Consider the following 25,502-nt stretch of genomic DNA (forward strand, 5'->3'; position numbering starts at 1 on the left):
CTGAATCGGAATTTCTTCGCCCCTTCCGACCTTCCTGTGAATCGCCTTTGCCCTTCTCCGTGCACTCCGTGTCCTCTGTGGTTCAATGACCGAGGGAGTTGGAGCGCAAAGGTCAGTGGGGGCGGCCGCCGCGCAGGATGCCGCGCCGGCTGCCACGGACAAACCCGATCAGGTTGCGCACCTCGGGGACGTCGGTCTCCTCGAACATCGTGTCGAGGTGGCTCTCGCGGCCGGCCCGGCCGCGCATGCCCTGAATGAATACCCGATGGAGCGCCTGGATGGCCTCGTTGGAAAAGCCATTGCGCTTGAGCCCCACCTTGTTGATCCCGATCAGACGCGCGTAGTTTCCGCTCGCCAGGCAGTACGGCGGCAGGTCGCGGTTCAGGGCGGCCCCCATGCTGGTAAAGGCATAGGTCCCCACCCGGCAGAACTGATGCACCAGGGTGAACCCCCCCAGTGTTGCGTGATCCTGGATCTCCACATGCCCGGCCAGCGAAGTGGCGTTGGAGAAGATGATGCTGTTGCCAATGGTGCAGTCGTGGGCGATGTGCACGTACGCCATGATCAGGTTGTCGTGCCCGATCACCGTTTCGCCCAGCCCCTTCTCGGTGCCCCGGTGCAGCGTCACCGATTCGCGGATCACGTTGCGGTCACCGATCACCAGCCGGGTCGGCTCGCCGCGATAGCTGGTGTCCTGCGGCTCCTCCCCGAGCGAGGAGAACTGGAAGATCCGGTTGTCGCGCCCGATCTCCGTGGGCCCGTTAATCACCACGTGCGGCCCGACCCGGGTCCCGGCGCCGATCTTCACGTTGGCACCGATCACCGAGAACGGCCCGATCTCCACCGAGGAGTCGATCTCGGCACTGGGGTGGACGTCGGCCCGCGGATCAATCACGCCGGAATTTCCTGGCCAGAACACATCAGTTGTGCGGTGGCGCAGACATCCTCGCCGACCTTCGCTACTGCATCGAAGCGCCAGATCCCGCGCACCGTCCGCTTGAGATCGACCCGCAGGTGAAGCTGATCGCCGGGCACCACCTGACGTCGAAAACGCGCCTCGTCGATGCCGACGAACAGGTAGAGCTGCTGCTTGTCCTGATTCTCGTTGCGCGCCTCTTCCGTCTTGAACGCCAGGAGCCCGGTCGCCTGGGCCAGGGCCTCGAGGATCAGGACCCCCGGCATCACCGGCTTGATCGGGAAATGGCCCTGAAAATACGGCTCGTTGATGCTGACATTCTTGATCCCCGTAAGATAGCTGCCCGCCTCCCACTCCAGCACCCGATCCACCATGAGGAACGGGTAGCGATGCGGCAGGTAGCGCATGATCTCCTGGACGTTAAAGTCATCCACGCCGGTGTCCTTTTTCTGATTCTTGAGATGCCGCATACGGACCGCTGCGCGGACGTGCAATACGACGTTCGATCGGTTCTCCGCCCGTACATGGGCCAGAACCGGCTGTTCCCGGGACGGGATCGTCCCCCTAACGTGCCAGGCGTCGCAGCCGTGCCAGCATGCGATTCCACAGCCGCGCCTCCTGATGCGGCACTCCGGACGCGTAGTGACCCGCCCGGTCGATGGAGCGCGTAACCAGCGTCATCGCGTGGATCGTCACGTGATCCGCAATGGAAAGATGCCCCAGGATCCCGGCGCCGCCCCCGATCGCGCAATGGGCCCCAATACGGGCACTCCCCGCAATGCCCACACAGCCGGCAATGGCAGTATGGTCGCCAATCTCGACGTTATGGGCAACATGAACGAGGTTGTCGATCTTCACACCGGTGCCGATGCGCGTCGCCTGCAGCGCCCCGCGATCAATGGTGGTATTGGCCCCGATTTCCACATCCGAACCGATCACGACGCGGCCCAGCTGCTCGATCTTCTCCCAGCCGTTGCCGCCGGCCGATGCGAAGCCGAAGCCGTCGGCGCCGATCACGCAGCCGCTGTGCAGGATGCACCGTTCCCCGACCTCCACCCCATCGAGCAGCGTCACGCGCGGGTGCAGGAAGGTACCGGCCCCGATGGTGACACCCTCGCCGACCCCACAATGCGCGGACACCACGGCCCCCTCGCCGATCACCGTCCCAGCACCAATCACGGCGCCGACCGCGACGCTTGCATCGGCCGCCACCGAAGAACCGGGATCGACGAACGCACCCGGATGTACGCCCGCGGGCCGCAAGCGGCGGCGGGCGCCGAGGCACTGACTCGCACGTGCATAGCCCAGGTAGACATCCTGCAGCACAATCAGGGACCGCCCGGGAATCACAGGCAGGTCCGCGGTTGCGGGCACCAGGATCACGCCCGCAGCACAGTTCTCGATTTCTTCGGCATGCCGGTCGGGGTCGGTGACGAAGGTCAGATCCCCGGGTCCGGCTGCGGCCAGCGGGGCCAGCCCCGCAACCCGCCGCTCACCCTCGCCGACAAGCCGCCCGCCCAGGGTTTCCGCCAGCTCGCGGGCGGTATACCCGCCGTCAGTCGCGCTGCATTGCGGCAAGGATGTCGTCCGTAATATCGATGCGATCGCTGGCGTAGAGCACGTTACGCTCGGTGAGGATCAGGTCGATGTCGCGTTCGCGGGCGAGGTCGACAATGGCATCGTTGATGCGCCGCTGGAGCTTGGCCAGCTCCTCGTTGCGCCGCACGTTCAGATCCTCGCTGAAGCTCTCCTGGGCCCGCCGGAACTCGCGCGAGCGCTGCGAGAACTCGCGTTCCAGGTCGGCACGTTCCGACGGATTCATCAGGTCCCCGTCGCGCTCCAGCCGGTCCCGCAGGCGCTGCAGCTCCTCACGCTCCGCCACCAGCTCGGAATCGCGCGGCGAGAATTCGCGCTCCAGTTCGCGCATCGCCTCCTCGGCCTGCGGCGAATCCTCAAGGATCCGGTTCATGGTGACGAAGGCCACGTTCTGCGCACCCGCCGCCGCCGGCAGCACCAGCCACCCGCTGACGACCATCATCACGATCACCCACCAGGCGAGCCCGGATCTCATACCGCCTCCCGATGCCCTGGCATCGTTTGCATCGACCATCTTCAGAAACTGGCCCCCAGCAGGAACTGGAAGCGCTGCAGATCATCACCCGGCTGGTCGTTGAACGGCTCGGCCACACTGAAGCTCAACGGCCCCACCGGGGAGAACCAGGTGACCGCGACCCCGGCCGACGCGCGCAACTCGCTACTATCGAAATCCGACACCTGATCGAACACGTTCCCGGCATCCACGAAAGTACTCATGCGCACCGCGTCGTTGTCGGCGGCAAACGGCATCGGGAAGAACAGCTCCGCGGACAGCGTGGTCCGGAAGCGACCCCCGTAGGGGTCGTCGTTCGAATCACGCGTCGCGGGCTGGCCATCCCGCAGCGGGCGCAGGTCGCCCAGGCGGTTGTCCTCATACCCGCGCACGGAGCGAATGCCGCCGGCGAACAGCCGTTCGTAGAACGGCACCTCGTCCCCCCCGTAGCCGTCCGCATAGGCCAGCCCGGCCGACAGACTGAAAGAATAGCGATCGGACAGCCGGAAGATCTCCTGGCCCGAGTACGTCAGCTTGTAGAACTCGCGGTCACTGCCCGGAATCGCCACTTCCAGTCCGACCCGGTGCCGCCGACCTTCCGAGGCGAAGGTCGTGCTGTCCCGAGTATCATGGACGTAGCTGGTCTCGAGCTTGTAGAGATTGGCCGTGTCACCGAATTCGTCCAGTTCATCAATGATCTCGTCCGGCGTCCCGATGCGCGTCTCCGACGCCTCGACCGTCTCGATTTCGATGTTCTCGAAACCGGGCCGGACCTGGATGCGGTCGAATTCCGACAGCGGGATGCCGTAGGTCACGTCGAAGCCAAAGCGATTCGACGAGTACCGCGAGATGTTCGCCTCCTCGGCATCGATCTTCCGGTAGAACACGGAGAATCCGCGGCTCGCGCCGGACGGCGTGAAGTGCGGATTGGTCACGCTCATCCGGAACAGCTGGTTAACCTTGCTGGTACTGACCTCGGTCGAGAAGCGGTTCCCGGTCCCGAGAAAGTTGTCCTGGGTCAGACTGGCGGTCAGCAACAGGCCCTGGTTCTGCGAGAACCCGGCCCCCAGGGACAGGGCCCCGGACTGCTGCTCGGTCACGGTGATGTTCAGGTCCACCTCGTCATCCGTACCGGCGACCCGCTCGGTCTCCACGTTCACGCTCTGCACGAACGGCAAGCGCTGGATGCGCACGCGCGAGCGCTCGATCAGCGCGCCGTTGTACCAGGCGCTCTCCATCTGGCGCAGCTCGCGGCGATAGACCCGCTCCTCGGTATTCTGGTTGCCGGTAATGCGGATGTTGCGCACATACACGCGCGGCCCCGGGTCAACGAAGAAGGTAATCGCGACCTCACGGTTGTCCTCGTCCACATCGGGGACCGGGTTCACGTTGGCGAAGGCATAGCCCTCGCGTGTCAGCCGCTCGCTGATGCGCTCCGCCGACTCGGTGATCTGGCTGCGCGAGAACGGCGCGTCGATATCCACCTCGATCAGGTCTTCCAGCTCCTCGCGCGGGATCACGAATTCGCCAGCCAGATCCACGCCAGTCACCGTGTAGCGCTCGCCCTCGTCCACGTTGATGGTGATGAACAGGTCCTTGCGGTCGGGCGTCAGGGTGACCTGCGTGGAGTCGATGTCGAACTCCAGGAACCCCTGGTCGAGGTAATGCGAACGCAACTGCTCCAGGTCTCCGGAGAGCTTTTCGCGGGAGTAATTGTCGCGGCGACTGAAAAACGCCCACCAGCGGGGCACCCCGGATTCAAAACCGCGGGTCAGCTCGCGCGTGCTGTAGCTCTCGTTGCCGACCACGTTGACCTGGCGGATCTTCGCCACCGGCCCTTCCGCGATATCGATCTCTACGTCCACGCGGTTGCGCGGCAGCTCGACGATCTCGACATCGATCTGGACGTTGTAGCGGCCACGGGCGAAGTATTGCTGGCGCAGTTCGCTCTCGATACGGTCCAGCATGGTGCGGTTGAACACCCGCCCCGAGCGCAGGCCCGCGGAGTTCAGGGCCTCGCGCAGCCCGTCGTCCGGGATGTCGCGGTTGCCGGAGAAGTTGATCTCGTTGATGGCGGGGCGTTCCGAGACGATCACCACCAGCACGTCACCGCGTCGCGCGATCTCGACGTCGTCAAAGAAACCGGTCTGGAACAGCTCGCGGATCACCTCCGGACTGCGACTGTCGTCGAAGGTATCGCCCACCTGCACGGGCAGATAGCTGAGCGCGGTGCCGGCGGTGATCCGCTCGAGCCCCTCGATCTCGATGTCCTCGATCTCGTAGGCCTGCCCCCAGGCCGTCCCCGCCAGGCCCAGCAAGCCGATCAGGGCCATTCCTCTCAAGCTGTTTCGCGCCATGCTCTCCGCCAGAAAAAGGCCGCTCGGCAGACCCGTCGAAGACCCCCGATCCGGAGGGGCCCGTCGCCACGCCTAGCCGAACAGTCGTGTCAAATCATTGTACAGGGCCAGTGTCATCAGGCCCGCGATCGCCAGGAGCCCCACCTGCTGTCCGATGATCTGGGTACGCTCCGACACCGGGCTGCCCTTGACCGCCTCAGCGGCGTAATACAGCAGATGTCCGCCATCCAGCATCGGGATCGGCAGCAGGTTGATGATCCCAAGGGACACACTGACCAGCCCCAGGAAACCCAGAAAAGCCGAGATCCCGATCAGCGCCGAGACCCCCGCGAACTCGGCTATGGTAACCGGTCCGCTGATATTTTTAACCGACGCATCCCCGGTGATCATTCGCCACAGGATGCCGAGCGTCAGGACCGAGACATCCCACGTGCGCTGGACACCGGAAACAAAGGCCGACACCGGGCCCTGACGCACCAGGACCGCCATCTCCCGCGCCGCCGGCTGATCCGGGTCCACCCCGGCACCGATACGGCCGATGCGCGTGCCCTCATGATCCACAGCCTCCGGCGTCATGCGCAGCTCCAGGGTTCGGCCATCACGCTCGACCGTCACCTGCAAGTCCGTCTCCGGACGGGCACGCACGCGCTCGACCCAGTCGTTCCAGTCGGTCACCGCGTCGCCATCCACGGCCAGCACGCGATCACCCGGCTCCAGCCCCGCCGCCGCGGCGGGGCTCCCGGCCTCGACCGCGCCGATACGCGGTTCCAGCGCGGGGCGATACGGCTGCAAGCCCAGCTTGTCGAGGAACTGCCCCTCGCCCAGCAGCGCCTGGCGATCGCGCAGATCCACCTCGCGCTCGAACTCGCGACCCTCCACATCCCGCACCAGCAGGGTCACGGCCTCGCCGCGCACGGCATGATCCAGCAGCCGCAGGTTGGCCTGTTCCCAGTCCACGACCGCGCGATCCCCCACCCGCAGGATCTCCTGCCCGCGCTCGAGCCCGGCCTCGGCGGCCGGCGTCTCCGGCGCCACCTCGCCCAGAATCGGCTTGACCCCTCCCACGCCCACCATGAACATCACGGCGTACACCACGATGGCCAGGAGGAAATTCGCCGCGGGTCCCGCCGACACCACAAAGGTACGGGCCCCGAGACCCTTCTGGTTGAAGGCGCGCGGGACCTCCTCCGGCGCGACGGCCCCCTCGCGCTCATCCAGCATCTTCACGTAGCCGCCCAGGGGCAGCGCGGCGATCACGAACTCCGTCCGATCCCGTCCGAAGTAGCGCTTGTACAACGGGCGCCCGAAACCGACCGAAAACCGCAGCACCTTGACACCCATCAGGCGCGCGGCCAGGTAATGTCCATACTCGTGCACGGTCACGAGCACGCCGATCGCCACCGCAAATGCCAGCAGGCTCGTCAGAAAGGTCATGACACCACTTGCCGTGCGTTCGCCACCTGCTCCCCGGCGATCGCGCGTGCCTTCCGGTCAGCGCTCAACACCCGCTCCAGCGAGTCCACCGGCTCGGCCTCGATGGCATCGAGAGTGGCGGCGATCACCACTGGGATCTCGCTGAACGCCAGGCGTTCGGCGAGAAACGCCTCCACCGCCACCTCATTCGCCGCGTTCAGCACCGCCGTCGCCGTCCCCCCGCGCTCCAGGGCCTGATAGGCCAGCCCCAGCGCAGGGAAGCGCGCCGCTTCCGGTTCGGAGAACTCCAGCCGGCCCATGGTCAGAAGGTCCAGGGGCTCGACCCCGGATTCCATGCGCTCGGGCCAGGCCAGGGCATGGGCAATCGGTGTTCGCATATCGGGATTCCCGAGTTGCGCGAGCACAGAGCCGTCGTCATAGGCCACCATCGAGTGCACGATACTCTGCGGATGCAGCACCACCTGGATCGTCGCCGGCGGTACTGCGAACAGCCAGCAGGCCTCGATCACCTCCAGGCCCTTGTTCATCATCGTTGCGGAGTCCACCGAGATCTTGCGCCCCATCTCCCAGTTGGGATGAGCGCAGGCCTCGTCCGGGGTGATGCCGGCAAAGCTATCCAGCGGACGATCGCGAAACGGCCCGCCCGACGCGGTCAGCCAGATCCGGCGGGCGCCGTGCGGTGTCACCGGCTCCGCACAGACGTACCCGTTCGGCAGGCACTGGAAGATCGCGTTGTGCTCGGAATCGATGGGCAGCAGGCACGCCCCGGAGCGCCGCACGGCATCCATCAGCAAGGCGCCGGACATCACCAGCGCCTCCTTGTTCGCCAGCAACACCCGCTTGCCTGCCTCCGCCGCGGCCAGCGTGGGCAACAGCCCGGCGCCCCCCACGATCGCGGCCATCACCGCGTCCACCTGCGGCGCGCGCGCCACCTCGGCCAGGGCCTCCGCGCCCGCGCGCACCTGCGTGCGCGAACCGGACGCCGCCAGGGCCGTGCGCAGGGCATCCGCGGCATCCGCATCGACCATCACCGCGACGTCCGGCGCGTGCCGAAGGCACTGCTCGCGCATGCGTTCCACATTGCGATGAGCCGTCAGGGCATGGACGCGGAACCGTTCCGGCTGACGCGCCACCACGTCCAGCGTGCTCAGCCCGATACTGCCGGTCGATCCGAGAATGGTGAGCTGCGTCGTCTTCATGAGTACCTGCGCCTGCGCGCGCTATCCCGTCACCGGCGAGGCCGGTATCAGCGCCAGCCACAACAGCCCGGCGAGAAACACCGGGACGGCCGCGACCATACTGTCGAACCGGTCCAGAATACCCCCGTGACCCGGCAGCAAGGAACCACTGTCCTTGGCCCCGGCCTCGCGCTTCAGGATGCTCTCGAACAGGTCCCCGACCACCGACACCAGACCGATCAGTACCGACAGCAGCAGGAAGACCAGCGCGTCCATCGGGGCAAGCCCCCACCCGATCGCCACCACGGTCGCGAAGGCCAGTACCGTGAGCAGGCCGCCGAACAACCCCTCGCGGGTCTTTCCCGGGCTGATATGGGGCGCCAGCGGGTTGCGGCCGAAGGCCTTGCCGGCGAAGTAGGCGCCCGTATCCGCGAGCCCCACCAGCACCACCAGATACACCACCAGCAACGGGGCCAGTGCGTGCAACCAGACGAGGCCCATTCCGGCCGGCACCAGGGTGAGGATCGCCGCAACCGCAAACAGCGGTCCATGTCGGCCGCGCGCGCCCTCCTCGTGTTCCCGGTAGAACGGCAGCACCAGCAGGATCACCAGCCACCACAGCAGGGCCAGGCCCAGAATCAGGTAGTGCAGCGCCCCTGCGGGGGCAGTTCCAAGCGCCAGCACGGGGGCGCCCACGGCCGCGACCAGCGCGGCGCGGGCACCGTGGCCCACCAGTCCCGCCAGGCCGCCCCATTCCCAGGTGGCCAGCCCGAGCACCAGCACCACCAGGAGCAGCACGGCCCAGTTGGGGCCCCAGGCCACCAGGGCCAGGGCCGGCAGGCCCAGGGCCGACGCCGTCAGGATCCGTTGCCTAAGCACCGGTCGCCTCCCCCGGCGCGGCCGCGTCGCCCGCGGCCGGCACGCGCCCGAAGCGGCGCTGGCGGCTTGCGTACCAGGTCAGCCCTTCCTCCAGCTCCGTATTCGTCACATCCGGCCAGAAGGTCTCGATGAACAGCAGTTCGGCGTAGGCCGCCTGCCACAAGAGGAAATTGCTGACCCGGTGTTCACCCCCGGTGCGGATCAGCAGATCCACGTCCGGCAGGCCGGCCGTACTCAGATATCCGGAGAAGGCGGCCTCGGGGTCCGCTCCGCGGTCGCTGTCGGCCACCCAGCGGCGGGCCGCCTGCAGGATGTCCCAGCGCCCGCCATAGCCCAGTGCGACCACCAGGCACATGCGGTCGTTCCCGGCGGTGGCCTCCTCGGCCTCGGTCATGCGTGCCTGAAGATCGGACGGGAACGTCGCGCGATCCCCGATAAAGCGCAGCGCGATACCCCGCTCGACGAGCTCCGGAAGCTCCGCCTCGATGGCGGAAACAAACAGGTCGAACAGGGCCTCGACCTCTTCCCGGGGGCGGCCCCAGTTCTCGCTGCTAAAGGCAAACAGGGTGAGGGTGCCAACGCCCTGCTCGGCAAAGAAGCGCACGGCGTTGCGCGTCGCCTCCAGCCCGGCGCGGTGGCCTTCGGATCGGCTCAGACCGCGCGCCTCGGCCCAGCGGCCGTTGCCATCCATGATGATGGCCACATGCGCGGGAAGCCCATCGCGGGGTGTGGGGGTAACCGGCATCGTGCGCGCCGGTCAGACTTCCATCAACTCGGCTTCCTTGTCCGCCAGCATCGCGTCGATCTTCGCGATGTGGTCGTCGGTCAGCTTCTGGACCTGCTCCTGGGCCTTGTGCTCGTCGTCCTCGGACATCTCCTTGTCCTTGACCAGCTGCTTGAAGGCATTGTTGGCGTCACGCCGGATATTGCGCACGGCGACCCGTGCGTGCTCGGCCTCCGCCTTCACCACCTTCACCAGCTCGCGGCGGCGCTCTTCCGTCAGCGCCGGCAGCGGCACCCGGATCACGGTCCCCATGCTCGCCGGGTTCAGCCCCAGATCGGAGGTCATGATGGCCTTCTCGACCTTACCCACCATGTCCTTCTCGTACGGCACCACGGCCAGCGTGCGCGCATCCTCGGCCGTGATGTTCGCGACCTGGTTGATCGGCACTTCCATGCCGTAGTACTCCACGTGCACGTGCTCGAGCAGCGTGGGGTGCGCCCGCCCCGTGCGGATCTTCGACAGTTCGTTGCGCAGCGCTTCCAGGCTCTTGTCCATGCGCTCGCGCGCGTCCTTGATGGTGGCGTCACTCATTGCGGGATCCCTCGACCAGGGTACCCACCGCCTCGCCCATCACGAGCCGCTGCAGGTCGCCCCTGGCAAACATGTTCATTACACGAATCGGCAGGCCGTTGTCGCGGCACATCACCAGGGCCGTGGTATCCATCACGCCCAGGCGCCTTTCCAGCGCATCATCGAACGTCAGGCGTTCAAAGCGTCGGGCATCCTTGCTCTTGACCGGGTCGGCATCGTAGACCCCGTCGACCTTGGTCGCCTTGATCATGATATCGGCGTTGATCTCGATCGCCCGCAGACTGGCCGCGGAGTCCGTCGTAAAGAACGGATTACCGGTCCCGGCCGCGAACACCACGATCCGCCCCTTCTCGAGATGGCGCACCGCACGGCGCCGGATGTAGTCCTCGCAGACCTGGTTGATCCGGATCGCCGACATTACGCGGGAGAAACGCCCGGCCCGCTCGATCGCATCCTGCAGCGCCAGCGCGTTGATCACCGTCGCCAGCATGCCCATGTGATCACCGGTCACCCGGTCCATGCCGCCCTGCGCCAGACCCGCACCGCGGAAGATATTACCGCCACCGATCACGATGCCGACCTCTACCCCCATGCGGGAGAGCTCCGAGACCTCTTCGGCCACCTGCGCCAGGACATCCGGGTCCACCCCGTAGGATTGCTGGCCCATCAGGGCCTCCCCGCTCAACTTCAGAAGGATGCGCCGGTACGCGGGCTGGCTGTCCTGACTCATGGAGTTCCTTATCTCGGGCTCGTTATTCTCGCTTGCCAGTTTTTTCTGGCCCTCTTATCCGGAAACGGCCGCTTCAAGCGGCCGCCCCGGGATCCTGCTGGATCAGGCGCCGCGCGCCTGAGCCATGACCTCTTCGGCAAAGTTCTCGGTCTTCTTCTCGATCCCCTCGCCCACCTCATAGCGGATGAATCCGGACACCGACGCACCCTTGCTCTCCAGCAACTGGCCGACAGTCTGATCGGGGTCCTTCACGAACGGCTGGCCGACCAGGGTAATCTCGCCCAGGTACTTGCGGATCCGGCCCTCAATCATCTTCTCGATGATGTTCTCGGGCTTGCCGGACTCCTCGGCCTGCGCCTTGAAGATCGCGCGCTCCTTGTAGAGCATTTCGGTCGGCACCTGGCTTTCGTCCACGCACACCGGGTGGCTGGCCGCGATATGCATGGCAATGTCCTTAGCCAGCGCCTCGTCTCCGCCGTTCAGGCCGACCAGCACACCGATGCGGGCACCATGCTGGTAGAAGCCCAGGGCCCCTTCCGCGCTCATCCGCTCGAAGCGACGCACCTGGACGTTCTCGCCCACCTTGGCGATCAGCTGGGTGCGCTGCTCTTCCAGGGTCTGGCCATCCACGGTCTCGGCCATCAGACCCTCGACGGAATCGGCTGCGGTGTTCAGCGCCACCTTGGCGCAGGTGCCGGTGAAGGCGCGGAAGTTGTCGTCATTGCCAACGAAGTCGGTTTCGCAGTTGATCTCGACGATCACGGCCTGCGAACCCTCGCAGGCGATCTCGACCCGGCCCTCGGCCGCAACCCGATCCGCCTTCTTGTCGGCCTTGGCCATGCCGGACTTGCGCATGGCTTCCACGGCCGCTTCCAGGTCTCCCCCGGTCTCGGTCAGGGCCTTCTTGCATTCCATCATGCCGGCGCCAGTGCGCTCGCGCAGTTCTTTCACTTGTGCAGCAGTAATCTGCATCGTTGGTGCTCCTGAATCATGCTCGGACCGGCCGCCTCGGGCGGCCGGTCCCGGTTATCAAGCGGGGTTGGCGGGCGACGCGGTGTCGTCGGAACCTTCGGCCGCGGCCGGCTCGGCGAACTCTTCTTCGCTCACGCCACCGGTGCTCACGGCGCCCTTGGCCTCGATGATCGTGTCGGCGATCGCGGCCACGTAGAGCTGGATGGCACGCATCGCGTCATCATTGCCCGGGATCACGTAGTCCACGCCTTCCGGGGAATGGTTGGAATCGACCACGGCCACCACCGGGATGCCGCGCTTCTTCGCCTCGGCCACGGCAATCTTTTCGTAGCCCACGTCGATCACGAACATGGCGTCGGGCATGCGGTTCATGTCCTTGATACCGCCCAGGCTGCGATCCAGCTTTTCCTTCTCGCGGCGACGGCTCAGGGCCTCGCGCTTGTTCAGGACCTGGAAGCTGCCGTCGGCGTCCATCGTCTCGAGATCCTTCAGGCGCTTGATCGACTGCTTGACCGTGTTGAAGTTGGTCAGCATCCCGCCCAGCCAGCGGTGGCTCACGTGCGGCATGCCGCAGCGACGTGCCTCTTCCGCGACCACGTCGCGCGCCGAGCGCTTGGTGCCGACAAACAGGATCTGGCCGCCGTCGGCGGCGAGCTTGCCGAGGAAGTTCAACGCGTCGTTGAACATCGGCAGGGACTTCTCGAGGTTGATGATATGAATCTTGTTGCGTTCCCCGAAGATGTACGGGGCCATCTTGGGATGCCAGTAACGCGTCTGGTGGCCGAAGTGCACGCCGGCCTCCAGCATCTGTCGCATAGTCACGAGGGACATGAGGTTTCTCCTGTAACGGGTTGAGCCTCCACGTATCCCGATCTGAAACCCGAACCGAATCTTCTTCGCGAGCGGGCACCCGACAGACCGTGCCGATACGTGTGTGGATTTAGGTTTCGAACACCGGCCCCGCAAAGGGCGGCATCCGGCCCCGCCGAATTGCCAGCGAGGCGCGCGCTTTATAGCATAGGACGCTTACCCGAACCAAACGCCGAGCCCCTCCGGGCGCCGCGGCGGGAGCCTCCATGTCCGTTTCCATCAAGACCCCCGAAGAGATCGAACACATGCGCGTCGCCGGCCGCCTGGCCGCCGAAGTCCTCGAGATGATCGAGCCCCATGTGCAGGCCGGCGTGACCACCGGGGAGCTGGACCGGATCTGCCACGACTACATCGTGAACACCCAGGACGCGATCCCGGCCCCGCTCAACTACCGGGGCTTTCCCAAGTCGATCTGCACCTCGGTGAACCACCAGGTCTGCCACGGCATCCCGGGCGACCGGAAGCTGAAGAACGGCGACATCCTCAACATTGACATCACCGTCATCAAGAACGGCTTTCACGGCGATACCAGCCGCATGTTCGTGATCGGCAAGGCCGGCATCCAGGCCCAGCGGGTGATCGACGTGGCGCGCACCAGCATGTACCTCGGCATCCAGCAGGTCCGCCCCGGGGCGACGCTGGGCGACATCGGACACGCCATCCAGGAATACGCCGAGGCCCGGCGCTGCTCCGTGGTGCGGGAATTCTGCGGTCACGGGATCGGGCGCGGCTTTCACGAGGACCCACAGGTCCTGCACTACGGCAAGCCCGGCACCGGCATGACGCTGGAGGAAGGCATGTGCTTCACCATCGAACCCATGATCAATGCCGGACGCCGGCATACGCGCATCCTCGCCGACGGCTGGACCGCCGTGACCAAGGATCACAGCCCCTCGGCCCAGTGGGAGCACACCATCCTGGTGACCGCGGATGGCTACGAGATCCTGACCCTGCGCAAGGACGAAACCCCGCCCCAGGAGATCGCGGCCTGATCCGGGCTTTTCGCCTCCCTTACCCGCCGATTCGCACCAACAACGCCACGGAGTTGCAATGAATCCTGCGGGCAGCACCCCCGGCGAACTCGATACCCCGGCCTTCACCGCCGACTGGGGCGAGGACTACCAGCGCCTGAGCCGCAACCCGGGGAACATCGCCCTGTTCCGGGACCGCCGCCGCGCCATCCTGGAGCAGCAGTACCAGGGCTTTCGCGACGGCATGCCCATCGCCGAACTGATCCATGGCCATGCCCGGCGCATCGACGAGCTGCTCAAGCTGATCTGGGCGCAGAAGGGTCTGGCCGATGACGACCGGCTGTGCCTGATTGCGGTCGGGGGCTACGGGCGCGGCGAACTGCATCCCGCCTCCGACATCGATATCCAGATCATCCTCGAGGGCGAGCACGACCGTGCCCGCTTCGACCGCATCAGCGATTTCGTCACCTTCCTCTGGGATATCGGCATCGAAGTCGGACACAGCGTGCGCAGCATCGAAGACTGCACCCGCGAGGCGCGCGACGACATCACCGTCGCGACCAACCTGATCGAGGCCCGCTACCTGGCCGGCCATCTGGGTCTGTTCAACGACTTCCGCCAGGCCATCGAACCCGATCGCATCTGGGACTCGCGCAGTTTCTACGCCGCCAAGCTGGCGGAACAACAGGCCCGGCATCGCCGCTTCGGCGAGACCGCCTACCGCCTGGAGCCGAACGTCAAGGAAGGCCCTGGCGGGCTGCGCGACATCCAGATGATCGGCTGGGTCACCAAACGCCACTACGGCGCCGAGCGCATCGAGGAGCTGGTCTCGCTGGGCTTCCTGCGCGAGGGCGAGTTCCGCGAGATGATGGAGGGCCAGAACTTCCTCTGGCGCGTGCGCTTCGCCCTCCACATGCTGGCCGGCCGCCGCGAGGACCGCCTGCTGTTCGACCTGCAGCGCCAGCTGGCCAACACCTTCGGCTTCGTCGACCAGAACCACAACCGGGCGGTCGAGCAGTTCATGCAGCGCTACTTCCGCACCATCAACGACCTCGAGCGCCTGAACGAGCTGCTCCTGCAGCACTTCAACGAGGCCATCCTGGACGACCCCGAAAACCTGCAGGAACCGGTGCGCATCCATCAGCGCTTCCAGCTCCGGGGCGGCTATCTCGAGGCCGCGCACGACCAGGTCTTCATGATCTACCCGCCGGCCCTGCTGGAGGTCTTCCGCCTGTTGCAGGAACACCCCGAGATCCAGGGCATACGGGCCTCCACCATCCGCCTGATCCGGGCCCACCGCCACCTGATCGACGGTCACTTCCGACGCAACCCGGTCTGCCGCGAGCTGTTCATGGACATCCTGCGCGCGCCGCGCGGCATCACCAGCCAGCTCCGCCGGATGAACCGCTATGGCGTGCTGGGCAACTATCTGCCGGCCTTCGGCCGCATCATCGGGCGCATGCAGTATGACCTCTTCCACGCCTACACCGTGGACGAACACACCCTGAACGTGGTGCGCAACGCGCGCCGGCTCGCGCTGCCCGAGTTCGCCCACGAACAACCCCTGGCGCACCGCATCCACGCGAGCCTGGAACGGCCGGAACGCCTGGTCCTGGCCGCGCTGTTTCACGACATCGCCAAGGGTCGCGGCGGCGACCACTCCGAGCTGGGCGCCCACGACGCCCTGCACTTCTGCCAGCAACACGGGCTCTCGGACGCCGATGCCGGGCTGGTCGCCTGGCTGGTGCGCTCGCACCTGCTGATGTCCCTCACGGCCCAGCGCAAGGACATCTCGGACCCCGAGGTGGTCCTCGGCTTCGCACGGGAGGTCGCCACCGGCGAACGCCTGGACTTTCTCTATCTGCTCACGATTGCCGATATCCGCGGCACCAACCCGGAGCTATGGAACAGCTGGAAGGATGCCTTGCTCCAGACCCTCTACCACGCCACGCGCAACGTCCTCGATCGTGGCCTGGACACCCCGCCGGACATGGACGAGCAGATCCGCCAGACGCGCGTCGAGGCGCTCGAGCGGCTGCAGCAACAGGGTTTCGATCCGGAACAGGCGCGTCGGCTGTGGGATGAACTCGACGACGAGTATTTCCTCCGCCATTCCGCCGACGAGATCGCCTGGCATGCCCAGGCCCTGCTCCCGCTGGAACCGGACGCGCTCCCGCTGATCCTGGTACGCCCCAAGACCTCGCGCGGCAGCACCGAGATCTTCGTCTATGCCGAGGATCACCCGCAGATCTTCGCCCGCATCACCAGCGCATTGACCCAGCTCGGGCTCGACATCGTGGACGCCCGCATCATCACCACGGCGGGTGGCCGCACCCTGGATACCTTCCTGGTCCTGGAGAGCGGCGGCGGCCAGACCGTCGATGCCGGCTATCGCGCCGACGAGATCCGCCACGCTCTGGAGCAGGAACTCGCCCGCCAGGGCCGCACCCCCAACCCCGCCACGCGTCAGCTACCGCGACGCCTCAAGCACTTCGACGTGGACACCCGCATCGAATTCGAGCCGGCGCCCGGGGGCCACGCCACGCGCATGCGCCTGCGGGCCCTGGATCGACCGGGCCTGCTGTCCACCATCGGGCATATCCTTGGCGAGCAGGGTATCGACGTCCGCACCGCCCGCATCGCCACGGCCGGCGAACAGGTCGAAGACAGCTTCCTGCTGAGCCGACCCGGGCGCACCCCGCTGGACGCCGAGGCACAGACCCGACTGCGCGAGGCCCTGCTTCAGGCCCTCTGACGCCGAGGGAAACACTGATTACGTGTTCCCCTTACGATCAGCGCCCGCGCGCCTCCAGCGGCAAGGGGTCCGGCGCCGCCGGCGAGGCCTCGCCCAGCAGGCGCGTTTCAAAGTCCGTCAGCACGCTGAATTCGACCCGTCGGGAGGCGCGGCGGTCCTCCTCGCCCTGTGCATCCAGCACCCGCCGCGAAGATGACAGGCCCACGGCGGCGACCCGCGAGCGAAACCAGTCCGCCTCCTGCAGGGGTTCCAGCTGGTATGCATATTCCAGCACCGCCCGCGTGCGCCGCTGGCTAAGATCCATGTTGCCGAAATAAGCCTCCAGGGGATCGTCGCTCCCGGCCCACTCACTCGAGGTGTGGCCTTCGATTCGCACCTCCCGGATCACGTCGGCGAACGGGCGCAGCTGTTCGGCATAGCGCGGCATGAAATCCGCCAGAATCGCTTCGAATCGCGGCCGGATGGAGGCCGAACTGCGCTCGAACAGGACCTCCGGCTCACGGAAACGCAGCGTCAGGCTGTCGCGATCCAGCTCCGCGTTCCAGCGCGGCAGATCCTCCCGGAACTCCTCCTCGAGCACCGAATAGATCGCCGCGCGCAGCGCGGCCGCCTCGTTGCGCACCTCCGTGTGCGCGGCACTCTCGCGCTCCACCTGCACCATATGCAGCAGGGCGAGGAACAGAAAGATCATCATCAACGCCGCCATCAGATCCGCCACGGCGAGCCAGTGCGAGCCCTGGTCCGCCTCGCTGCCGGGGCCCTCGGCCCGGCGTCCGCGCCGCGCCATCCACGCAAACATCAGTTACGCCCGCCCGCTGATGCCACCGGCCGGCTCCAGCGCTGCTCGGCCGCGTGTCCGGCCTGAACGGCGTTCTCGATGCTCTCGAGCATCGCCTCCAGGCGGGCATCCATGGCGGGGAAAGCCTCGGTTGCGCGATCGCGCAGGGCGGCGATGCTGCCCAGCAGCGCCTCCAGTTCGACCGTCTCGCGGCGCAGGCTGGAGAGCGTCGACTCCTGATCCTCCACGTGACGCGTGATCTGCAGGGCCTGGCCCGTCATGCGCTCCAGCGTCTGCTCGGTCTGCTCGACCCCGCTGCGCGCCTGATCAAAGGCACGCTGCAGGGTTTCCATCTGCTGACGGTACTGATCCTGCCACTCCAGCAGTCTCGCGACCGAGTCATCCAGGCGGCGGAAGTTCTCCCCGAACTGCTCGCCAAGACGATGGTTGAAATCGTGGATCACCCGCTCCAGCGCCTCGACGAGATGCGTGCTGCTCATTTCGGTGATGCGCTCGGCCATGCCGTCCAGCGCCCCGGTCAATTCCCGGTGCTGCCGCTCCAGCCGGGCATCGAGGCGCTGGTCCAGAGTCCGCACGGCCTCGACCATCGCCAGCGCGGCATCGCGTTGCTGTTCGGCCAGTTGCGCCGGATCTTTGGTGCCGTTTGTCGCCTCGGCGGGAACCTCGCGCTCCGCTAGAGCCGCGGTGGGCGTCAACACCTGCACCATGCGCAGCACCGCCGAGAGGAGGATGCCCACGATACTGGTCACAAAGGCCAGCTTGAGCCCCTCCAGCAACGCGGGGATGCTCGCCTCCACACGTCCCGCATCGAAGTCCAGCAGGCCAATCGCCACCCCCAGGAACGTCCCGAGGATCCCGAGCGTGGTCAGCAACGCGGGCGCGGCCCCCTGCAGGGCCTTCGCGCGCCGCAGCGCCGTCGCGCCCAGGGCCACCAGGAACAACGCGAACAACACCAGCGCGAACAGGCCAATCACCGTCAGCGGGCTGAGCCCCTGTAGTGTCGCCAGCAAGGCCTCTGCGATCCTGTCCAATACTCCCATCCTGAATTCTCCTGCCGCACCCCGGGCACGCTTGTGTACTGCCGGTTCAAACAAGCAAGAAAAGCGCCAGTTTCGCCGAAGGCGCGGCAAGGCCGCTTGGACACCCACCAGAACCGACGAGTTATTGACGATTCCCAGGCGGGTCACACAACTCTTCGCTCAAATCGTCAGCTTGCCGGCACCGCCATCCCCAACAGTTTCACGACGGGTCGTTCCGGTCGCGTTGGGCTTTACTCAATATTCGGAATGCCGTATGAACGAGAGAGGGGCGCAATGACATGACCAGAACACGCACAATCCCCGCACGTGTTCCTGCCGCGCACTGGATCACGCGGCCGGCCAGTGCGGTGCTCATCCCGGTTCTGCTGATGCTCGGCGGTTTGCCGACACTGGCAAACGATGCCCAGCCTCGGTCCCTGGGCATCCAGCCCTTTCTCAGCCCCCCAGCCCTCTTCGAGCGGTACGCCCCGTTGCGCGACTGGATGAGCGAGCAGCTCGAGGTTCCGGTTCGAATCGAATCTGCACGAACCCGTGACGTCTTCCACCAAAGACTCGCTGCCGAACGCTACGACCTGGTATTCACCTCGCCGCATGTGGTGCCGTTCCTTGAAACGGAGACGCGCTACCAGGCAATCGCGGCCACCCGGGATCGGCTGGCAATCCTGATTGCGGTGCTACCCGAAACGCCATTCGACAGTGTCGAGGACCTGGCGAATGCACGCATTGCCGCACCCTTCGAAGAAAGCCTGGCATCGGCCTACCTGGATCACGCCCTCTCCAGGCAAGTATGGACAGACGGAGCATCCCGGCCGATCATCCAGCACCACCACCATCACAGCGCCGCCGTGACCACCTTCGTGCGCGGCGAAACAGAGGCCCTGGTTCTGGTCACGGATGGTGACCTGGTGGAATCTCTCACCCGTCTGGGTGCTACAACCATGCTGATGTCACTCGGGGATGGGACTCTCGTGCGTGTCATCGAGGCATCACCCACTTTCCCCGGCATGACGCTTCTGGCACGCGACACTGTCGTGGCGAACGCCGGCGATTTGACCCGCTCGCTCATCAGGCTTGAAGACTCCGCCCAGGGGCAGCACCTCCTGCGTGCGATACGCCACCGAGGTTTCGTTGCCGTTCAGGACACCGATTTCCTGCCTTTTCGCCAGGACGCGTTCAAGAATGCTTTTGATTCGTTCGAACCCAAGGCGAAATGAAGTGGGCTCCAGAAACCTGTGGGGCGACATTGCCACGATGGGCATCTACGGAACAGTCCCGTAGAATATGCGCGACAATTTCGGCTTTTGACCAATCATCCCTACTGGCAAGCCCCCGACTCGGAACCCTTCCATGAACCGCTCCGGCCTGGCTCCAACCAGCTTCGGCCCCAGCCTTCTGGTGGCGCCGCGAATATGCGAGCCAAGCCCCGCATGCGCCTGAATTTCGCCTGGCAGATCATCATCGGCACTGTCGCGATCCAGGTCGCGATGGTCGCAGTACTGATGTTCAGTGGCATCTCCCAGGTGCAGCAGAACCAGTCGCAGATGCTGGAGCGCTTTGCCGAGCAGCAGGGGCGCCTCCTGTCCAGCGCGCTGACTCCGGGGCTGGCCTACGCCGATCCGGCGATGCTGCAGGACCTGCTGGACCTGGTCGCGGACGACTCCCACGTGCTCTACGCGGTAGTGCTCGATGCCCAGGACCAGCCCATGGCCTCCGTGGGCATCTCGCCGGAGGCAATCCCCGAATCCGGCGACCGCATTCGCACTGCCCCCGGACAGATCGAGATCCTCCGGGACATCGAACTGGCCGGACAACCCCTGGGCACCCTCGCGGTCGGGTACTCGACGGACGCCATCGATGCCCTGTCCGCCGACCTCCTGCAGCGCAACGTCCTGCTGGCCATGGGGGTTCTGGTACTGTCGATGGTCGCCGCGATTGTGTTCAGTCTGGTGATCACCCGCCGGCTGCGCCTTTTGAATCAGGGCGCGAAGGCCCTGCAGGTCGGCCGCCTGGACCATCGCATCCCGATGCGCTCGAACGACGAATTCGGCGACCTCGCGCGCACCTTCAACGACGTCGCCGCCCATCTCGGCACAACCCAGACCACGCTGGAACAGCAAAACCAGCAACTCAACCGCTCGGTCGCGCGCCTGGAATCCATGCTGGGCGGGGCCAATGCCATCCTGTGGGAGGCCAACCCCGCCACTCACGAATGGGAGTTCGTCGCCGGCGACACCCGCCACCTGCTCGGCTTTCCCGCGCGCAATCTGGGCCGCGGCGAACTGCGGGCCCGCCACATCCATCCAAGCGACCTGCCACGGGTCCAGAACGCCGCCCGCGAGAGCCGCAACCAGTCGCGCACCGTGGACTACCGCTTTGCCCACCGCGACGGCCAGTGGATCTGGCTGCGCGACATCCTGTCCTGGGCCACGGACGGTGACGGCCGCGAGAGCCTGCGCGGACTGACCCTGGACATCACCGCCCACCGGCGCGCCACCGATGCCCTGGCCGAAAGCGAGAATCGCTACCGCGATGTCGTGGACCACATCTCCGAGGTCATCTTCCGCACCGATGCGGACGGACGCTGGACCCTCCTGAATCCCGCCTGGGAACACCTCACCGGCTTCAGCGTGGAAGAGACCCTGGGCCGCCCGATGTGCGACTTCGTGGCCCCGGAGGACACCGAGGACGCCCGCAGCTTCTGTGCCACCCTGCTGGAGGGCGGGTCCCATGCCCAGTCCGAGGAGATCCGCCTGCGCACCCGCGAAGGCGACATCCGCTGGGTCAGCGTCTATGCCAGTGCCCGGTTCAATGAACGCGGCGAGGTCACGGCGACCTTCGGCACGATGACCGACATCTCCGACCGCAAGCAGGCCGAGGACGAGATCCGCCGTCTCGCCTTCTTCGACGGCCTGACCCATCTGCCAAACCGTACCCTGCTGCACGATCGACTGAGCCAGACGCTCGGGAACACCGAGCGCAGCCATTTGCACGGCGCGCTCCTGTTCATCGACCTCGACAACTTCAAGGACATCAACGACACCCTGGGGCATGCCGTGGGCGACGACCTGCTGCGGCAGGTCGCCGAGCGCATGCAGGACTCGGTCCGCGAGGCGGATACCCTGGCGCGCCTTGGGGGCGACGAGTTCGTGGTTATCCTCAACGACCTCCACCCCGACCCGGCGCGGGCCGCGACCCAGGCGGAAGCCGTGGGACGCAAACTGATCGACCTCCTGCGCGACCCCTTCGAGCTCGCCGGACAGAAACGCCATGTCACCCCGAGCATCGGCGCCACGCTGTTCAGCGGCCGCAGCCTGGGCGTGGAGGAGATCCTGAAACAGGCGGACCTGGCGATGTATCGGGCCAAGAACGCCGGGCGCAACACCGTCCGCTTCTATGACCCCGACCTGCACCGCGCGGTCGAGGCCCGCTTCGAACTCGAGAGCGAGCTGCGCCATGCGCTCGATCAGGACCATTTCAGCGTGCACTACCAGCCGCAGGTGGATGCCTCCGGCGCGGTCATGGGCGCCGAAATCCTGCTGCGCTGGATGCACGAAACCCGTGGCGCGATCTCCCCCGCCGAGTTCATTCCCGTAGCCGAGCAGACCGGCCTGATCGTCCCCATCGGCCGCAAGGTCATGCGCGCGGCCTGCGAGCAACTGGCCGCCTGGCAGCACCAGCCGGCCTTCCGTGACCTGACGCTGTCGGTCAACGTCAGCGCCCGCCAGTTCCGCCACCGCCACTTCGTCCGCGACCTGGCGGCGATCCTGGACGAAACCGGCGCCCCCGGGGAACGCCTGAAACTGGAACTGACCGAAAGCATGTTGCTGGAGAACGTGGAAACGGTCATTGCCCACATCGAGGAACTGCGCACGCTCGGGATCGAATTCTCCCTGGACGACTTCGGCACCGGTTACTCGTCGCTGGCCTACCTCAAGCGCCTGCCGCTGGCCCAACTAAAGATCGATCAATCCTTCGTGCGCGATGTGCTGGATGACCCGAACGATGCCGCGATTGCCCAGATGGTGGTCAATCTGGCCCACACCCTGGACCTCGACGTGATCGCCGAAGGGGTGGAGAACGACGATCAGCGCGCCTTCCTGTTCGGCCTGGGCTGCCGTCATTTCCAGGGCTACCTGTACGGTCACCCCGACACCCTGGCCGTCCTGGAGGCACAGGTCCTCCGCCAGGCGGGAAACCGCCACCCGGCCGCCCACCGATAACCGTTCAATTTAAACGAACGTTAAGGGGCTTTTTTCGGCATTTTCTTTCGTATAAATCGGATCTAGGCTGACGGATATTCGATTCCCGACAAACGGAGGCCCGTCGACCATGAGCACCAAGATCCTGATCCTGTACTACTCCACCTGGGGCCACATCGAGCAGATGGCCGAGGCCGTGGCCCGGGGGGCCCGCGAAGTCCCGGATACCGAGGTTACGATCAAGCGTGTCCCGGAACTGATGCCGGACGAGGTGGCCCGCAACGCCGGCGCCAAGCTTGACCAGGCCGCACCCATCGCGAAGCCGGAGGAACTGGCGGACTACGACGCCATCATCATCGGCACCCCGACCCGCTTCGGCCGCATGGCCGCCCAGATGGCCAACTTCCTCGACCAGACCGGCGCCCTGTGGTTCGGCGACAAGCTGGTCGGCAAGGTCGGCAGCGTGTTCGGCTCCACGGCATCGCAGCATGGCGGCCAGGAGACGACCCTGGTCTCCACCATCGTCAATCTGCTTCACTACGGCATGACCGTGGTTGGTCTACCCTACACCGAGAAGCGCATGCTCGACGTCAGCGAGGTCTGCGGCGGCACGCCCTACGGTGCCACCACGCTGGCCGCCGGCGACGGCTCGCGCCAGCCGAGCGAGAGCGAACTGGGCATGGCCGCCTCCCAGGGCCGGCACGTTGCGGAGGTCGCCCGCGCCCAGCGCCTTGGGCGCGAGGCCGGCTGACCGAACCGGTCCATTTTCCAGGGCCCCCTCGTTCTGGCGGGGGCCCAGCCGAATCGGGCCCGGCGGCATCGCCCCGGGCCCCAACGCGGGCCACTGCCCGCCCTGCTACAAGGAGAGTATCGACATGGACCACACCCTCGACGACAGCGGCAAGCTGATCCTGCGACTGGCCCTCGGCATCATGATCCTGCTGCACGGCATCGCGAAGATCACAGGTGGCATCAGTGGCATCGAAGGCATGCTGGCCGACGCCGGACTCCCGACCATCCTGGCCTACGGGGTGTATATCGGCGAGATCCTGGCGCCGATCCTGGTCATCCTCGGACTCTATGCACGCATCGGCGCCGTACTCATCGCGATCAACATGGTCTTTGCCATCGCTCTGGCGCATGCCCACGAGGTCTTCCAGCTCACCGGCCACGGCGGCTGGGCCCTGGAACTGCAGGGTATGTTCCTGTTCGCGGCCATCGCGCTGGCCCTGACCGGCCCCGGCCGTTTCGCGATCAACCGCCAGTAGTCCTAAAGGAGACGCTGATTGAATCGCGCGTCCGCGTTGGTGCCCCCTGTTTTCCGAGACAAGGCGCGTCGTGCAGCGGGTAGTGGTTCTACCCGCAAGTGGCGCAACGCTGGCTCGGGGAACAGGGGGCACCAACCCGACAAGTGATTGAAAGAGCGGGCTCGGCCGCCCGTTGTTGATCGAAAACGGGCGCGCACACGGCGTTGCGGCTCCCTTGTGCAGAATGACTGCACGGCGGTCACCGCGCCTTGTTCGCACGCAAAAGCGACTCGAGCGCGGACGCGCGATTCAATCAGCGTCTCCTTACCGACCCGGGGCGGCGCAACGCCGCCCCTTTCGGGTACCATGCGCGACCCTGTATCCCGCGCAGACCGTGTCCCATGAACCAGACCCAGACGCTGATCCTCGGCGCCCCCCAGATTCTCCCGGTCATCCCCCGCGACACCATCTTGCGGGATCACGCCCTCATCATCCGCGACGGCGTCATCCAGGCGATCGAGCCCACGGAGACCGCCCGCGCCCGATACCCCGATGCGGAGTACCGCGACCATCCCGGGCACGCCCTGATTCCCGGCCTGGTCAATGCCCATACCCACTCGGGGATGAGCCTGCTGCGGGGCATCGGCAGCGACCACACCCTGATGGACTGGCTCAAGCGCTACATCTGGCCGGCCGAAGGCAAGCTGCTCTCGCCCGAGTTCGTGCGCGCCGGCACCCGGCTCTCGGTCGCGGAGATGCTGCGTGGCGGCACCACCTGTTTCAGCGACATGTACCTGTTCGTGGAGGACGCGGCGCGAGTGGTCGACGAGACCGGTATCCGCGCCTCCCTGGGCCTGACCGTGTTCGATTTCCCCACCCCCTGGGCGAGCACGGCCGACGAGTACTTCCAGCGCGGCGCCGACGTGGTGACCGCCTGGGGCCGACACGAACGGATCGCCTTCAATGTGGCCCCGCACGCGCCCTATACCGTTGGCGATGCGAGCCTGGAGCGCGTGGCCGATCGCGCGCGCGAACTCGACGCCCCGATTCACATGCATGTCCACGAGACGGCCAGCGAGGTCGCCGACGCCGTCCGTGACCACGGCGAACGGCCCCTGGCGCGCCTCGCCCGACTCGGCATGCTGGACCAGCCCTTCATCGCTGTGCACATGACCCAGGTGGACGAATCCGATCTGGACCAGCTGCGCGACCGGCCGGTGTCCGTCGCCCACTGCCCGGAATCCAACCTGAAGCTGGCGTCCGGGTTCTGCCCCGTCGCGCGTCTGCAGGAAGCCGGGATCACCGTCGGCCTGGGCACCGATGGCACCGCCTCCAACAACGATCTGGACATGATCGGCGAGATGCGCACCGCCGCCCTGCTGGCCAAGGCCGTCAGCGGCGACGCCGCGGCGCTGCCCGCCGCCTCGGCCCTGGAGATGGCCACCCTCGGCAGCGCCCGCGCCCTGGGGCTGGACGACCGCATCGGTTCGCTGGAGCCCGGCAAGCAGGCGGACGTGGTCGCGGTGGACCTGCAGGCCCTGGAGCTGCAGCCGGCGCACGACCCCAGCGCGCAAATCGTGTATGCCGCCACGCGGGATGCCGTACGCGACGTCTACGTGGCCGGACGCCCGTTGCTGCGCGACCGGGAACTGCTTACGCTGAACGTGCAGGACCTCCGCGCCGAAGCCGATGACTGGCGCATCCGGGTGCTGGAAACCCAGCAGCCCATTGCCTGAGGGAAACATTGATTA

22 protein-coding genes are annotated in these 25,502 nt (G+C 66.3%); 7 read left to right on the top strand and 15 right to left on the bottom strand.

Annotation, left to right across the window (positions count from 1 at the left end; translation table 11 throughout):
• Positions 1-112: 112 nt before the first annotated feature.
• From lpxA to rpsB, 13 genes are all read right to left on the bottom strand, one after another.
• Positions 113-895, bottom strand: a complete 783-nt coding sequence (lpxA, locus tag F793_RS0103000) for an acyl-ACP--UDP-N-acetylglucosamine O-acyltransferase (RefSeq protein ID WP_018866984.1) — start codon at positions 893-895, stop codon at positions 113-115.
• Positions 892-1,386, bottom strand: a complete 495-nt coding sequence (fabZ, locus tag F793_RS0103005; protein ID WP_018866985.1) for a 3-hydroxyacyl-ACP dehydratase FabZ — start codon at positions 1,384-1,386, stop codon at positions 892-894. Before fabZ ends, lpxA begins: the two co-directional genes overlap by 4 nt.
• A gap of 94 nt (positions 1,387-1,480) precedes the next feature.
• Positions 1,481-2,494, bottom strand: coding sequence for a UDP-3-O-(3-hydroxymyristoyl)glucosamine N-acyltransferase (gene lpxD / locus F793_RS0103010; protein WP_018882032.1), 1,014 nt, complete (start codon positions 2,492-2,494; stop codon positions 1,481-1,483).
• The gene (locus tag F793_RS0103015) at positions 2,472-2,987 is read right to left on the bottom strand and encodes an OmpH family outer membrane protein (RefSeq protein ID WP_018866987.1); all 516 of its coding nucleotides are present in this window, start codon (positions 2,985-2,987) and stop codon (positions 2,472-2,474) included. The genes lpxD and F793_RS0103015 overlap by 23 nt, the downstream gene beginning before the upstream one ends.
• Before the next feature lie 41 nt (positions 2,988-3,028).
• Positions 3,029-5,362 (bottom strand): outer membrane protein assembly factor BamA, encoded by a 2,334-nt coding sequence (gene bamA, locus F793_RS0103020; RefSeq protein ID WP_369771499.1) that lies wholly within the window; start codon positions 5,360-5,362, stop codon positions 3,029-3,031.
• Positions 5,363-5,434: 72 nt separating this feature from the next.
• Positions 5,435-6,796 (bottom strand): RIP metalloprotease RseP, encoded by a 1,362-nt coding sequence (rseP, locus tag F793_RS0103025; RefSeq protein ID WP_018882030.1) that lies wholly within the window; start codon positions 6,794-6,796, stop codon positions 5,435-5,437.
• A complete protein-coding gene (gene ispC / locus F793_RS0103030) occupies positions 6,793-7,995 on the bottom strand; it encodes a 1-deoxy-D-xylulose-5-phosphate reductoisomerase (RefSeq protein WP_018882029.1) in 1,203 nt (400 codons plus the stop codon). Before ispC ends, rseP begins: the two co-directional genes overlap by 4 nt.
• A 21-nt stretch (positions 7,996-8,016) precedes the next feature.
• Complete coding sequence (locus F793_RS0103035) at positions 8,017-8,853, bottom strand: phosphatidate cytidylyltransferase (protein WP_018882028.1); 837 nt, start codon at positions 8,851-8,853, stop codon at positions 8,017-8,019.
• Positions 8,846-9,598, bottom strand: coding sequence for a polyprenyl diphosphate synthase (gene uppS, locus F793_RS0103040; protein WP_018882027.1), 753 nt, complete (start codon positions 9,596-9,598; stop codon positions 8,846-8,848). The genes F793_RS0103035 and uppS overlap by 8 nt, the downstream gene beginning before the upstream one ends.
• A gap of 12 nt (positions 9,599-9,610) precedes the next feature.
• A complete protein-coding gene (gene frr, locus F793_RS0103045; protein ID WP_018866993.1) occupies positions 9,611-10,168 on the bottom strand; it encodes a ribosome recycling factor in 558 nt (185 codons plus the stop codon).
• A complete protein-coding gene (gene pyrH, locus F793_RS0103050) occupies positions 10,161-10,898 on the bottom strand; it encodes a UMP kinase (RefSeq protein WP_018866994.1) in 738 nt (245 codons plus the stop codon). The genes frr and pyrH overlap by 8 nt, the downstream gene beginning before the upstream one ends.
• 102 nt (positions 10,899-11,000) lie before the next feature.
• Positions 11,001-11,870 (bottom strand): translation elongation factor Ts, encoded by an 870-nt coding sequence (gene tsf / locus F793_RS0103060; protein ID WP_026280838.1) that lies wholly within the window; start codon positions 11,868-11,870, stop codon positions 11,001-11,003.
• 57 nt (positions 11,871-11,927) lie between these two features.
• On the bottom strand, positions 11,928-12,701 hold the full coding sequence (gene rpsB / locus F793_RS0103065) for a 30S ribosomal protein S2 (protein WP_018866996.1): 774 nt from the start codon (positions 12,699-12,701) through the stop codon (positions 11,928-11,930).
• Positions 12,702-12,946: 245 nt separating this feature from the next.
• Here rpsB and map point away from each other — a divergent pair, with 245 nt between their 5' ends.
• A complete protein-coding gene (map, locus tag F793_RS0103070; protein ID WP_018866997.1) occupies positions 12,947-13,732 on the top strand; it encodes a type I methionyl aminopeptidase in 786 nt (261 codons plus the stop codon).
• A 58-nt stretch (positions 13,733-13,790) separates the two neighbouring features.
• A complete protein-coding gene (gene glnD / locus F793_RS0103075) occupies positions 13,791-16,466 on the top strand; it encodes a [protein-PII] uridylyltransferase (protein ID WP_018882025.1) in 2,676 nt (891 codons plus the stop codon).
• A 37-nt stretch (positions 16,467-16,503) separates the two neighbouring features.
• On the opposite strand, the gene F793_RS0103080 is transcribed toward glnD, so the two are convergent.
• Both F793_RS0103080 and F793_RS0103085 read right to left on the bottom strand, forming a co-directional pair.
• Positions 16,504-17,265 carry an OmpA family protein gene (locus tag F793_RS0103080; RefSeq protein ID WP_018877467.1) on the bottom strand — a complete coding sequence of 254 codons (762 nt, stop codon included), beginning with the start codon at positions 17,263-17,265 and terminating at the stop codon, positions 16,504-16,506.
• Positions 17,265-18,305, bottom strand: a complete 1,041-nt coding sequence (locus F793_RS0103085; protein WP_038032684.1) for a hypothetical protein — start codon at positions 18,303-18,305, stop codon at positions 17,265-17,267. The genes F793_RS0103080 and F793_RS0103085 overlap by 1 nt, the downstream gene beginning before the upstream one ends.
• Before the next feature lie 347 nt (positions 18,306-18,652).
• On the opposite strand from F793_RS0103085, the gene F793_RS0103090 reads away from it, so the two are divergent.
• From F793_RS0103090 to F793_RS0103110, 5 genes are all read left to right on the top strand, one after another.
• Positions 18,653-19,519 carry a phosphate/phosphite/phosphonate ABC transporter substrate-binding protein gene (locus F793_RS0103090; protein WP_018882024.1) on the top strand — a complete coding sequence of 289 codons (867 nt, stop codon included), beginning with the start codon at positions 18,653-18,655 and terminating at the stop codon, positions 19,517-19,519.
• Between the two features lie 213 nt (positions 19,520-19,732).
• Positions 19,733-22,525, top strand: coding sequence for an EAL domain-containing protein (locus tag F793_RS0103095; protein ID WP_018882023.1), 2,793 nt, complete (start codon positions 19,733-19,735; stop codon positions 22,523-22,525).
• Positions 22,526-22,634: 109 nt separating this feature from the next.
• Positions 22,635-23,255 (top strand): NAD(P)H:quinone oxidoreductase, encoded by a 621-nt coding sequence (gene wrbA, locus F793_RS0103100; protein ID WP_018867003.1) that lies wholly within the window; start codon positions 22,635-22,637, stop codon positions 23,253-23,255.
• 124 nt (positions 23,256-23,379) lie between these two features.
• The gene (locus F793_RS0103105; protein WP_018877471.1) at positions 23,380-23,772 is read left to right on the top strand and encodes a DoxX family protein; all 393 of its coding nucleotides are present in this window, start codon (positions 23,380-23,382) and stop codon (positions 23,770-23,772) included.
• Positions 23,773-24,152: 380 nt separating this feature from the next.
• Positions 24,153-25,487 carry a TRZ/ATZ family hydrolase gene (locus tag F793_RS0103110; protein WP_018880565.1) on the top strand — a complete coding sequence of 445 codons (1,335 nt, stop codon included), beginning with the start codon at positions 24,153-24,155 and terminating at the stop codon, positions 25,485-25,487.
• Positions 25,488-25,502: the final 15 nt, after the last annotated feature.

Source organism: Thioalkalivibrio sp. ALE22, assembly GCF_000381445.1.
In the GTDB taxonomy this organism is placed as follows: domain Bacteria; phylum Pseudomonadota; class Gammaproteobacteria; order Ectothiorhodospirales; family Ectothiorhodospiraceae; genus Thioalkalivibrio.